Origin of the sequence: Brachybacterium sp. ACRRE (assembly GCF_022346485.1) — a bacterium.
Classification (GTDB): domain Bacteria; phylum Actinomycetota; class Actinomycetes; order Actinomycetales; family Dermabacteraceae; genus Brachybacterium; species Brachybacterium halotolerans.
Map to the genome: position 1 here is coordinate 1 of NZ_JAKRMO010000087.1, position 11,998 is coordinate 11,998.

An 11,998-nucleotide genomic window follows, 5' to 3' on the forward strand; every position below is an offset into this window, starting at 1 on the left:
CGCCCCGAGACCCCTCCCCTGCGCGGAGCCCTGCCCGATGGATACCTGCCGACGGGAGTCGCCGCGACCGGCGCACTCACCGAGGACGACGTCGCCCGCGCACTCACCGACGACGGCCGTGACGCCCTGCTCGAGCGCCTGGGCATCACCGACCAGGACCACGAGGAGCTCACGGCGCTGATCCCCCGCGCCCTCTCCGCGCCGGAGGTCCTCGCCGCGATCACCCGCACCGCGCACCTGCTGCGCGCATCGGCCGGACTCGACGCGCCCGCCGCACCCCTCGGGGAGCTCGCCGCGGAGCACAACGCCCTCCAGCAGCAGATCGCCCCCGGGGAGGGGCTCATCGCGATCCTCGCCCTCGTGGTCTCCACGGACACGGTGCGCACGTGGCACGCCCAGCGCCGGCTCTCGGAGGCGCAGTCCTGGCACGTGCTCTCCGACCTCGGCCAGCAGATGCGCGTGCACCGCGCCAGCAGCCACGGCCGACTGGGCCTGCATCAGGTCCCCTGGACCGCCATGAACTGGCGCGGCCGGCTGGTCCACCTCGGACGACTGCAGTTCGACCTCCACCGCTCGGCGGCCGACGGCCGGTGGATCATCGGCGTGCACATCCCGGCGACCGGACCTCTGGACCCCGCCGCGGTCGAGGCGAGCTTCGAGGCCGCGAGCGCGTACTTCCCGGAGGCCTATCCCGATCTCGTCGCCGCCGCCCCCGCGGGCGCAGCCGCCTTCGGCCGCGAGTTCGAGTGCCATTCGTGGCTCATGAACCGGGTGCTCGTGGACTCCCTGGGCACGGACTCCAACATCGGCGCCTTCGTGGACCGCTTCGAGATCCTCGAGAACAGCCGCGACGACGACGGCGCCGCGTTCTTCGTGTTCAGCGCACGCCCTCCGTACGATCCCGCGGCGCTGCCGCGACGCAGCCGGCTCGAGCGCGAGGTCGGCGGGCGACTGGCCGACGGGCGGGGCTGGGAGTCGGGACGCGGGCACCTGGTGCGCTGAGCGGCGGCCCGCTCAGTTCGCGATGCGGCGCGTCCCCACCACGTGCGAGACGTGGTCGAACTCCTCGAGGACCGTGGTGCCACGGGCCATCGACAGCGAGAACGCGCTGCGGGAGACGGCGAATCCCAGCTGCACCGCGATCACCGCGCGCTCGTAGAGCTGCGGGTCGTCGGCGGCGACGTCCGCGAGGGTCTCCGCGTCCTGGCCGATGAGCTCCTCGGCCTGCTCCGGGGTGAGCGGGCCGAGGCGCACGCGGCGCTCGAAGGCGGCGACCAGCGCCGACTGCATGTGCATGGTGCGCCCCGCGCTCACCGCGTGGAGGCTCGGCTCGCGGTGCAGCACGCGCTTCTTCAGCTCGCGCAGGCCGAGGTCCGCGTCGGCGGTGCGGATGATCTGGCGCAGCACCTCGCGCAGCGCCTGCTCCGGCGTCGCCTCGGGGCTCGCCGTCAGCAGGGCGCGCCACGACTCGTCGGGGCCGAGCATCGGCAGCCCCAGCACCGCGGACTCCTTCGACGCCCAATGGTTGAAGAAGGTGCGGGGCGAGACCCCCGCGCGCTCGGCGATCATCTCGACGGTGACGCTGTCCAGACCGTGCTCGGCGACGAGCTCGAGCGCGGCGCGATGCATGTCCGCGCGCGCCTGGCGCTTCTTGCGCTCGCGCAGCCCGCATTCGGGGACGAGCTCCGGTCCGCGCTGCGGGCCTCCGGAAGGTGTGGAGCCGGCGGCGGTGTCCGGCTCGGTGTCTGGCGCGCTGCTCACGGAGCGACCGTAGCCCACCTCACGAGAAAAGTGCAGTGACTGCAATTGTGCAGTGACTGCAATCGCAGTAGTGTTGACCGGTCGAAGCTCGATGGAGCGCTCCGGCCACTCCGCGTGCGCGTTCCGCGCACCCGCCGTCACCGATCGCCCCTTCTGGACTCAGGAGAATTCTTGACCTCCACCACGTCATCCGCGCCCAGCACGCGCAGCGCGCCCCGCGGCGGGACCGAGCAGGCCTTCACCGGGCTCGACCGGGCCGGCAAGCTCGTCTTCGCCGGTCTCATGCTCGGCATGTTCGTCGCCTCGCTCTCGCAGACCATCGTCGGCCCCGCGATGCCGCGCATCGTCGCCGAGCTCGGCGGCCTCGCGCACTACAACTGGATCGCGACCGCCGCGATGCTCGTCTCCGCCGTCGCCGTGCCGATCGTCGGCAAGCTCTCCGACCTCTACGGGCGCCGCTGGTTCTACCTCGCGGGCCTCGCGATCTTCATGATCGGCTCGATCCTCGCGGGCATGTCCACGAACTTCTGGTTCCTGGTCTTCGCCCGCGCCGTGCAGGGCCTGGGCATGGGCACCCTGATGCCGCTGTCGCAGACCATCATCGGCGACATCATCCCGCCCCGTCAGCGCGGCAAGTACCAGGGCCTGATGGGCGCCGTCTTCGGCGTCTCCTCGGTCGTGGGCCCGCTGATCGGCGGCTCGATCACCGACAGCTTCGGCTGGCGCTGGCTGTTCTACCTGACCCTGCCCATCGGCATCCTGGCCTTCATCTTCATCTTCAAGTTCCTGCACCTCGAGCACACCGCCAAGAGCGGCAAGGTCGACCTGCTGGGCATGATCACGCTGACCCCGGCGCTCGTGGTGGGTCTGCTGGCGACCACCTGGGGCGGCACCTCCTACGAGTGGTCCTCCCCCGTGATCATCGGGATGTACGCGGTCACGGCCGTGCTGCTCGTGGTGTTCGTGATCATCGAGAACAAGGTCGCCGAGCCGCTGCTGCCGATGCACATGCTGGCCCGCCCGATCATCGCGCTGTCCGTCGCCGCGTCCTTCGCGATCGCCGTGGCGATGTTCGGCGCGATCATCTACATCCCCGTCTACGCGCAGGGCGTCCTGGGCGTCTCCGCCACGAACTCCGGCGCGATCCTCATCCCGCTCTCCGTCGCGATGATCCTCACCTCGATCGTCGTCGGCATCCTGATCTCCAAGCTCGGCAACTACAAGATCTTCCTGGTCGCCGGCGGACTCGTGCTCGTGGTCGGCTACTACCTGCTGCAGAACATGCAGTACGGCGACTCGCAGTGGCACCTGACGCTCGCCATGGTCGTGATCGGCCTCGGCCTGGGCCTGTGCATGCAGGTGTACACCCTCGTGGTCCAGAACGCCGTCGCGCAGCACGAGCTGGGCGTCGCCACCTCCGCCGTGCAGTTCTTCCGCAACATGGGCTCCACCATCGGCACGGCGGTGCTGGGCACCGTGATGAGCGCCCAGATGGCCACCGCCATCCAGGACAAGATCTCCTCGCTCCCCAAGCAGGATCTCGCCCAGCTCGCCCAGATGCAGGCCAAGGGCGGCGGCATCGACTCCTCGGACCTCGAGAGCTCGGTGCTGGACCCCTCGAAGCTCGAGAAGCTGCCCGGCTTCCTCGCCGACGCGATCCGCAGCGGCATGGGCGACGCGATGCACGACGTGTTCCTCACCGCGGTGCCGTTCGTGATCGCTGCGCTGCTGCTCTCGCTGTTCATCAAGCAGATGCCGCTGCGCGACACCCTCCACGTGGCCGACGAGCCGGGCACCACGACCGGCCAGTTCGCCGCGGTGGGCGGCTCGGGCCCGCTCGCGGAGTCCTCGATCCACGACGAGGAGGAGCCGGCGCTCGCGTCCGACGCCTCGTCGGCACCGGGCACCGAGCCCGCGCCGAGCGCCGAGTCCGCGCAGGTCGCCCCTGCGGCGGGAGAGCCCGCGCAGGCCGAGCCCACACAGGCCGAGCCCGCGCAGGCCGGATCCGAGCACACCGCCGAGGGGGCGTCCTCGGCCGCCGGGTCCGCGCCCGCGCATCACCAGACGCACCGCGCCGACGGTCCCCCGCAGCACGGTCGTCACGCCGAGCGCTGATCCCGCCGCAGGCGCCAGCGCGGCGCGCGTCCGAGGAGGCCCCGCACCACGGGATGGTGCGGGGCCTCCTCGCTGTCCGCTGCCTGCGATCTCCCCCGGGCTCGATCCAGCACGGCACGTGGGACCATGGGCGGGTGCAGCTGAGCGACCACGTCCCGCCCCGTCTCCCGGAGATCCCCGGCCATCCCCTCGCCTCGCGCGTGCCCATGGAGCCCGACGTCGAGCCCGTCGCGGCCCTGCTCGGCACGGCCCAGGACGCCGTGGACCCCGAAGCCGCGCCGATCGACCTCGACGACCTGCGCTCGCGTATGGTGGGTCTGCGCTCCTGGTCCCGGCGGCAGGTGGTGATCGTGCCGGCGGACGCCGACGGCACGGCGCGCGCCGATGCCGCGCCGATCGCCTGGATCGCGCTCGAGGACCGGGCACGCGGTCGCACCGACCTGCAGAGCGTGATCGCTCCGGACGCTCCCGCCCCGGAGGAGCTCAGCGCCGCGCTCATCGCCTGGGCTGTCGAGGTCAGCGGCTCCTTCGCCCGCCATCGCGGGGTCGACTCCACGCAGCTGAGCATCGACATCGACGAGCGCGACACCGATCGCGCCGCCCAGCTCACCGCCGGGGGCCTCGAGAAGGTCCGCACCTGGCTGCACATGCGCCGCGGCGTGCTCGCCGAGGAGGCCGACTCCCTGCCGGGTCCGCGCCCGGGCGTCCGCGTGCGCCCCGTGCACCTGCACCCCTCGGGACTTCCCGTCGCCCAGGACGTGCGCAGCGTGCACCGCATGCTCGAGGAGTCCTTCGCCGACCACTTCAGCTCGTACCGCGAGTCCTTCGCCGAGTTCTCGCAGCGGCTCGTGGAGTCCCCCGAGGAGGCCGACTGGGACCTCTGGTGGATCGCGGAGATCGACCACGAGGGGGACGGCACCTGGCTGCCCGCCGGCGGGCTCGTCGCCTCGACGCGCCGCGCGCACGAGACCGACCACGGCCGCGTCGGTGAGGGCACCTACCTCGACTACCTGGGGGTGCACCGCTCCGCCCGTGGGCACGGCGTCGCCAAGGCGCTGCTGCGGGCGGCGATCGCCGATGCGGCGCGCCGCGGCCGCGACCACGTGGACCTCGAGGTGGACGCGGATTCCCCCACCAGCGCCGACGGCCTCTACAGGTCCATGGGCTGGGAGACCTTCGAGCGCACGCAGTCCTGGCACCTCGACGTGCCGCCCCACCCCTCGCGGCTCCTGGAACCCGAGACCGAGGACGAGAACGCCTGACACCTGCCCGACGACGCGCACCCGGGACCCGGCGGCGCGCGCTACGGGCGCGCCGGGGTGCGCCGGGGTGCGCCGGGGTGCGCGCCGCGAGGGCGAGGGATCCTGACCTCGGGCGGATGACGACAACGGGCTCCTGGTGAGGAGCCACGGCATATATGCCATGGCTCCTCACCAGGAGCCCGTCCGCGACACGATGGCCGCGTCGTCCCGCCGTCGGCTCCGCCTCCCGAGCGTCGTGCAGCCCTCGGGAGCCATGTCGATCCGGCGGAAGGTCCTGCAGGTCAGCCCGGCAGGTCCGTCACTCCCACTCGATCGTGCCCGGCGGCTTGCTGGTGACGTCGAGGGTGACGCGGTTGATCTCCGCGACCTCGTTGGTGATGCGGGTGGAGATGCGGCCCAGGACCTCGTAGGGCAGCTTGGCCCAGTCCGCGGTCATGGCGTCGTCGCTGGTCACCGGGCGCAGCACGATCGGGTGGCCGTAGGTGCGGCCGTCGCCCTGGACTCCCACCGAGCGGACGTCGGCCAGGAGCACCACGGGGCACTGCCAGATCTCGCGGTCGAGCCCGGCCGCGGTCATCTCCTCGCGGGCGATGGCGTCGGCCCGGCGCAGCACGTCCAGGCGCTCCCTGGTGACCTCGCCGATGATGCGGATGCCCAGGCCTGGGCCGGGGAAGGGCTGGCGCCAGACGATCGCGTCGGGCAGACCCAGCTCGGAGCCGACGGCCCGCACCTCGTCCTTGAACAGGGCGCGCAGGGGCTCGACGAGCTCGAAGGAGAGATCCTCGGGCAGGCCGCCCACGTTGTGGTGGCTCTTGATGTTCGCCGCGCCCTCGCCGCCGCCGGACTCGACGACGTCGGGGTAGAGCGTGCCCTGGACCAGGAACGCCTTCGCCTCGGCGTGGCCCGCCTCGTCGATGACGCCGCGCTCGCGCAGGATGTCCGCCTGGGCGCGCTCGAAGGTGCGGATGAACTCGCGGCCGATGATCTTGCGCTTCTGCTCGGGATCGGTGACCCCGGCGAGCGCGGAGAGGAACTGGTCCTCGGCGTCGACCACGATCAGCTTGGCGCCGCCCGTGGACTCGCCGAAGGCCTTCTCGATCTGCTCGGACTCGTTCAGGCGCATGAGCCCGTGGTCCACGTACACGCAGGTGAGGCGATCCCCGATGGCCTTCTGGACGAGGGCCGCGGCGACCGCGGAGTCCACGCCGCCCGAGAGCGCGCAGATCGCGGTGCCCTCGCCGATCTGGGCGCGGATCCGCTCGACCTGCTCCTCGATGACGCTGCCGGTGGTCCACTCGGGGGAGATCCCGGCGCCGCGGTAGAGGAAGTTCTCGAGGACCTCCTGGCCGCGGTCGGAATGGCCGACCTCGGGGTGCCACTGCACGCCGTAGAGGTGCTTCTCGGAGTGCTCGAAGGCGGCGACCGGGGAGGCCGAGGACGTCGCGACGACGCGGAACCCGGTGGGCGCCGCGGTCACGGAGTCGCCGTGGCTCATCCAGACGTTCTGCTCGGTGTCCTGCTCGCACAGGAGCTCGCTCGCGGAGTCGACGGCCTCCAGGCGGGTGGCGCCGTACTCGCGCACTCCCGTCGGGGCGACGGTCCCGTCGAGCGCGGCGGCCATGGACTGGAATCCGTAGCACAGGCCGAGCACGGGCACGCCCGCCTCGAGCAGGGCGGGGTCCAGGCTCGGGGCGCCCTCGGCGTAGACCGAGGAGGGCCCGCCGGAGAGGATGATCGCGCGCGGGTCCTTGGCGAGGATGTCCGCGGTGGATGCCGTGTGCGGGACGATCTCGGAGTAGACCTGGGCCTCGCGGACGCGGCGCGCGATCAGCTGCGCGTACTGGGCGCCGAAGTCGACGACGAGGACGGGTCGGGCGTCGGTATCAGTCACCGGATCAGTCTACTTTCCGTCGGCGGGGCTCTGCCCCGGGGTGTCCGTGCCATCAGGTGCGGCCGGGCCGGCCGCGCCGGCGCCGTCCTGGCCGTCGGTGTCCTGGAGGGTGGGCCGGCGCCGCAGGTCCTCCTCCATCGAGGAGTGCAGGAACCGCTCCCCGAAGAAGGAGAGCACGGGGATGACGCCGAAGAACATGATGAGCACCATGCGCGGCAGCTTCCAGCGCATCTTGTTCCACATGTCGAAGCCGAGGATCACGTAGATCATGTAGATGACGCCGTGGATCGGCGACCAGCGGCTGCTGATCGTGGACCACAGGTCCGAGGTGGAGTTCCACCACGGGTCGCCGCCGTAGACGCCGTAGCGCATGATCATGATCCCCACGAGGATCAGCAGGGCGATGCCCTCCGCGATCGCGGCCCAGCGGAAGCGGGCGAAGGATGCGCGGGCGGTCACCTCATCGAGCGGGCGCGGAGTCGGCACCTGTCTCTCCCTCGGTTGTCGGGTCGGCCTGCGAGGGGCCGACGGTCTGGTCGGCCGGGGTGCGGTCGACGGGGCTGGCGGGCTCTGCGGGCGGGTTCTGCTGCTCCCCCGCGAGCCGGGACTGCATCTGCTCGCGCTTCTCGGCGAGCTCGTCGAGATGGGCGGTGCGCACGGACCGCCACCACAGGTAGAGGAAGAAGCCGCCGAACAGCACCCACTGCAGCGCGTAGCCGAGGTTCTGCCAGTTCAGTCCGGAGGAGAACTGGGACTCGGCCTTGGGCAGGGCGTGCAGCCCATCGTGCGAGGAGCCGACGGCGACGTACCCGGCGTACATCGGCGAGCCCCATTCGTTGATGAGCAGCGGGGTCGCGATCTCCTGGGCGACGCCGCCCTCGAGGCCGTGGCTCGCGGCCTCGCTCGCCTCGAGCCGGCCGTTTACGCTCACCTCGCCCGTCGGCGGCGCAGGAGCGAGCGACGGGTCGATCTTCCCGTCGTCGCCGGTCACCTGCTTCTCGGGGATCCAGCCGCGCGCGACGGGCAGCAGGGCGTCGTCGGAGCCGACTGTGCCGTCGGCCCCCGAACCGGGCTTCACGTGCAGGGCGGTCACCACGATCACGGCGTCCTCGCCGTCGATGCGGCGGCCGGGCACGAGCACCTGCTGGTCGGCGTCGTAGGTGCCGCTCGCGTCGACGATGCCGCCGGCGATCTCGTTGGTGACGGCCTTGCCGGGCTCGATCACGTCGGTGATCTGCCCCAGCGTGCGGTCCTCCCCGGTCTGCTGGGTGAGCGCGCGGTGCGCGCGGTCCCACTGCCAGGTGGCCAGCAGGCCGCAGACGAGCGTCGCCACTACCATGAGGGCGAGCAGCCCCAGGAAGCGGGGACGGAGGGCGACGCGGAGCACGCGACCATGGTAGGCGGCGCCCCCGTGCGCGAGCCGGGAGCGCGGGCCCGGACGTGACGCGCGTCCCCAGGATCGCCGGTCCCTGGGATCCGAGGGAAGGTGCACCTATCCTGGTCGGGTGTCGCACAGCGTGTATGTCGCCAGTCCGGAGGGCATGACCGGGAAGTCGAGCGTCGCGCTCGGCCTCCTCGAGGCCCTCGCCGCCCGCTCCGATCGCGTGGGCGTGTTCCGACCCGTCTTCAAGGCCGAGAGCGCGGGACCGGAGGGCTCCCGGGCCGACGGCCCGAGGCCGGCGGGCTCCCGTGACCACCGGGACTACTCGGTGGACCTGCTGACCTCCCATCCGGCCGTCGACCAGAGCTACGAGGAGGCCCTGGGCGTCGACTCGCGCCGGGCCCTCGCGGACCCGGACGCCGCGCAGGAGGAGATCCTCGCGAAGTACCACGAGCTCGCGCAGCGCTACTCGGCGCTCGTCGTGCTCGGCTCCGACTATGACGACATGGCGAACCCCACCGAGCTCGCCTTCAACGCGGAGGTCGCCGCGAACCTCTCGGCGCCCGTCGTCATCGTGGTCTCGGGACTGGACCGCACGCCCGATCAGGTCGCAGCGCTCGCGCAGGTCAGCGTGCAGGAGTTCGCCTCCCACCACGCGATGCCGATCGCGCTGGTCGCGAACCGCAGCGATCCCGAGCAGCTCGAGGCGACCCGCGAGGCCGTCTCCGTGCGGCTGCCCGCGGGCGTGGTCGTCGCCGCGATACCGGAGAACCCGGTGATCATGGCGCCCACCGTGCAGGCGCTCAAGGATGCGGTGGGCGGCACCCTGGTCCAGGGCAATCCCGAGTGGCTGGGACGCGTGGCCCTGGGCAATCTGGTCGCCGCGATGAGCCTGCCCAACGTGCTGCGGCGCCTCACGGAGAACTGCACGGTGATCGCCCCCGGCGACCGCTACGACCTGCTGCCGGGGCTGTTCCTCGCCCAGCAGTCGGGCACCTTCCCCGCGCTCAGCTCGATCGTGCTGACCGGCGGCTACGAGATCCCGGGCGAGGTCACCCGTCTCATCGAGGGCGTGCAGCAGGACCTGCCGATCATCGCCACCGAGGACTCGACCTACGAGGCCGCGGTCGCGATCGCCGGCACCCACGGCCGTCTCACCGCCGACAGCCCGCAGAAGCTCGACGCGGCGCGCCGCGCGGTCGCCGAGCACCTGCCCATGGACGAGCTCCTCGAGACCCTGGACGTGACCCGCAGCGACGTGATCACGCCGATGATGTTCGAGTTCGAGCTGCTCGCGCGCGCCCGCGGCGAGAAGAAGACGATCGTGCTGCCCGAGGGCGACGAGCCGCGGATCCTCGCGGCGGCCGCGGCCATCCTGGCCCGGGGCGTCGCGGACCTCGTTCTGCTGGGCGAGGAGACCACGATCCGCTCGCGCGCCGCGCAGCTTGGCCACGACATCTCCGAGGCCTCCGTGATCTCCCCGCACGACCCGGAGCTCGTGGAGCGGTTCGCCGCCGAGTACGCGCGCCTGCGCGCGAAGAAGGGCGTGACGCTCGAGCAGGCCCGGGAGAAGGTCCAGGACGTCTCCTACTTCGGCACCATGATGGTGCAGCTCGGCACGGCGGACGGCATGGTCTCCGGCGCCGTCCACTCCACGGCCCACACGATCCGCCCGAGCTTCGAGATCATCAAGACGAAGCCGGGCGCGAAGATCGTCTCCTCGGTGTTCCTCATGGCCCTGCAGGACCGTGTGCTCGTCTACGGCGACTGCGCGGTGAACCCCGATCCCACGGCCGAGCAGCTCGCGGACATCGCCGTGCAGTCCGCGGAGACCGCCCGTCAGTTCGGCATCGACCCCCGCGTCGCGATGCTCTCCTACTCCACGGGCAGCTCGGGCTCCGGGGCCGACGTCGACAAGGTCCGCGAGGCGACCGCCGCGGTCCGCTCGCAGCACCCGGACCTGGACGTGGAGGGGCCCATCCAGTACGACGCGGCCGTGGACGCCTCGGTCGCGAAGACGAAGCTGCCGGACTCGGCGGTCGCGGGCCGGGCGACGGTGTTCGTCTTCCCCGACCTGAACACGGGCAACAACACCTACAAGGCGGTGCAGCGCTCGGCGGGCGCGATCGCCATCGGACCCGTCCTGCAGGGCCTGAACAAGCCCGTCAACGACCTCTCCCGCGGAGCGCTCGTGGACGACATCATCAACACGGTCGTGATCACCGCGATCCAGGCGCAGGCCGCGGACCAGGCCGGCACGACCCCCACCCAGGAGGACGCATGAGCACCCCCAGCACCCCCGACGCTCCCGGATCCTCCGACGCCGCCGAGCTCGGACCGGGCGCCCCGTCCGCGGGCACCTCGACCGTGCTCGTGGTGAACTCGGGCTCCTCGTCCCTGAAGTTCCAGCTGCTCGACCCGCTCGCGGGCGAGGTCTTCGCCTCGGGCATCATCGAGCGCATCGGCCTGGACCAGGGCATGGGCCGCATCACCGCCGGTGAGGCGTACGGCGCGCATCAGGGCGAGGTCCCGGACCACGTCGTCGCCATGCAGATCGTCATGGAGCTGTTCGACCAGGTGGGCCTGGCCCTCGAGGACGCGCACGTCGTCGCCGTCGGCCACCGGGTCGTCCAGGGCGGGGCGCGCTTCTCCGCGCCCACTCCCATCGACTCCTGGGTGCGCGACCAGATCGCCGACCTCAGCTCGCTCGCGCCCCTGCACAACCCGCCGGCCGTCGACGGCATCGACGCGGCGCGCCGGATGCTCCCGGACATCCCGCACGTGGCCGTGTTCGACACCGCCTTCTTCGCGGACCTGCCAGCGGCCTCCCGCACCTACGCCCTGAACAAGGGCGTCGCGGACGAGTACCGGATCCGCCGCTACGGCGCCCACGGCACGAGCCACCAGTACGTCTCGAAGAAGGTCACCGAGCTGCTCGCCTCCGAGGGGAAGGACGCCTCGGGTCTCCGACAGGTCGTGCTGCACCTGGGCAACGGCGCCTCCGCCTCCGCGATCGCCGGCGGCGCGCCCGTCGACACCTCGATGGGCCTCACTCCGCTCGAGGGCCTGGTCATGGGCACTCGCACGGGCGACATCGACCCGGCGGTCTTCGTGCACCTGCACCGCAGCGCGGGCATGAGCGTCGAGGACATCGACACCCTGCTCAACAAGCGCTCGGGCATGCAGGGCCTGTGCGGCATGAGCGACTTCCGCGACATCACCCAGGCGATCCGCAACGGCGACGAGACCGCGGAGCTCGCCATGCAGGTCTACGTGCACCGTCTGCGCAAGTACCTGGGCTCCTACGCCTTCGCTCTCGGCGGGCTGGACGTCATCGCGTTCACCGCGGGCATCGGCGAGAACGTGCCCGAGGTCCGCGAGCGCGCCCTCGCGGGCCTCGAGGGCTTCGGCATCGTCCTGGACCGCGAGCGCAACGCCGAGCGGGCACCGGGCATCCGCACGATCTCGACCGACGACTCCCCCGTGCGCGTCCTCATCGTCCCCACCGACGAGGAGCTCGAGATCGCCCAGCAGGCCCTCGCCGTCGCGCGGGGCTGACGCGTCCCGCGCCCGCTCCCCCTCCCCTCC

9 protein-coding genes are annotated in these 11,998 nt (G+C 71.9%); 5 read left to right on the plus strand and 4 right to left on the minus strand.

Features of this window, described 5'->3' with window-relative positions:
* The coding region (locus tag MHY49_RS17570) for an acyltransferase domain-containing protein (protein ID WP_370646208.1) at positions 1-1,002 on the plus strand (1,002 nt) is incomplete at its 5' end.
* A 12-nt stretch (positions 1,003-1,014) separates the two neighbouring features.
* On the opposite strand, the gene MHY49_RS17575 is transcribed toward MHY49_RS17570, so the two are convergent.
* On the minus strand, positions 1,015-1,761 hold the full coding sequence (locus MHY49_RS17575) for a TetR/AcrR family transcriptional regulator (RefSeq protein WP_239206312.1): 747 nt from the start codon (positions 1,759-1,761) through the stop codon (positions 1,015-1,017).
* Between the two features lie 171 nt (positions 1,762-1,932).
* Here MHY49_RS17575 and MHY49_RS17580 point away from each other — a divergent pair, with 171 nt between their 5' ends.
* The gene (locus tag MHY49_RS17580; protein WP_255720063.1) at positions 1,933-3,876 is read left to right on the plus strand and encodes an MDR family MFS transporter; all 1,944 of its coding nucleotides are present in this window, start codon (positions 1,933-1,935) and stop codon (positions 3,874-3,876) included.
* 134 nt (positions 3,877-4,010) lie between these two features.
* On the plus strand, positions 4,011-5,138 hold the full coding sequence (locus MHY49_RS17585) for a GNAT family N-acetyltransferase (protein WP_239206314.1): 1,128 nt from the start codon (positions 4,011-4,013) through the stop codon (positions 5,136-5,138).
* A gap of 298 nt (positions 5,139-5,436) precedes the next feature.
* On the opposite strand, the gene guaA is transcribed toward MHY49_RS17585, so the two are convergent.
* Genes guaA through MHY49_RS17600 form a run of 3 tightly spaced genes read right to left on the minus strand, consistent with a single transcriptional unit; the run spans position 5,437 to position 8,416 of the window.
* Positions 5,437-7,029, minus strand: coding sequence for a glutamine-hydrolyzing GMP synthase (guaA, locus tag MHY49_RS17590; RefSeq protein ID WP_239206316.1), 1,593 nt, complete (start codon positions 7,027-7,029; stop codon positions 5,437-5,439).
* A gap of 9 nt (positions 7,030-7,038) precedes the next feature.
* Positions 7,039-7,515 carry a DUF3817 domain-containing protein gene (locus MHY49_RS17595; RefSeq protein ID WP_239206318.1) on the minus strand — a complete coding sequence of 159 codons (477 nt, stop codon included), beginning with the start codon at positions 7,513-7,515 and terminating at the stop codon, positions 7,039-7,041.
* Positions 7,490-8,416: an SURF1 family cytochrome oxidase biogenesis protein gene (locus MHY49_RS17600; RefSeq protein WP_239206320.1), complete on the minus strand. Its 927-nt coding sequence runs from the start codon at positions 8,414-8,416 to the stop codon at positions 7,490-7,492. Before MHY49_RS17600 ends, MHY49_RS17595 begins: the two co-directional genes overlap by 26 nt.
* 118 nt (positions 8,417-8,534) lie before the next feature.
* Between MHY49_RS17600 and pta the strand changes: the two genes are divergently transcribed.
* Together pta and MHY49_RS17610 are read left to right on the plus strand one after the other, a co-directional pair.
* Positions 8,535-10,694 carry a phosphate acetyltransferase gene (gene pta, locus MHY49_RS17605; protein ID WP_370646209.1) on the plus strand — a complete coding sequence of 720 codons (2,160 nt, stop codon included), beginning with the start codon at positions 8,535-8,537 and terminating at the stop codon, positions 10,692-10,694.
* Positions 10,691-11,968 carry an acetate kinase gene (locus MHY49_RS17610; RefSeq protein ID WP_239206322.1) on the plus strand — a complete coding sequence of 426 codons (1,278 nt, stop codon included), beginning with the start codon at positions 10,691-10,693 and terminating at the stop codon, positions 11,966-11,968. Before pta ends, MHY49_RS17610 begins: the two co-directional genes overlap by 4 nt.
* The last annotated feature ends 30 nt before the right edge of the window (positions 11,969-11,998 follow it).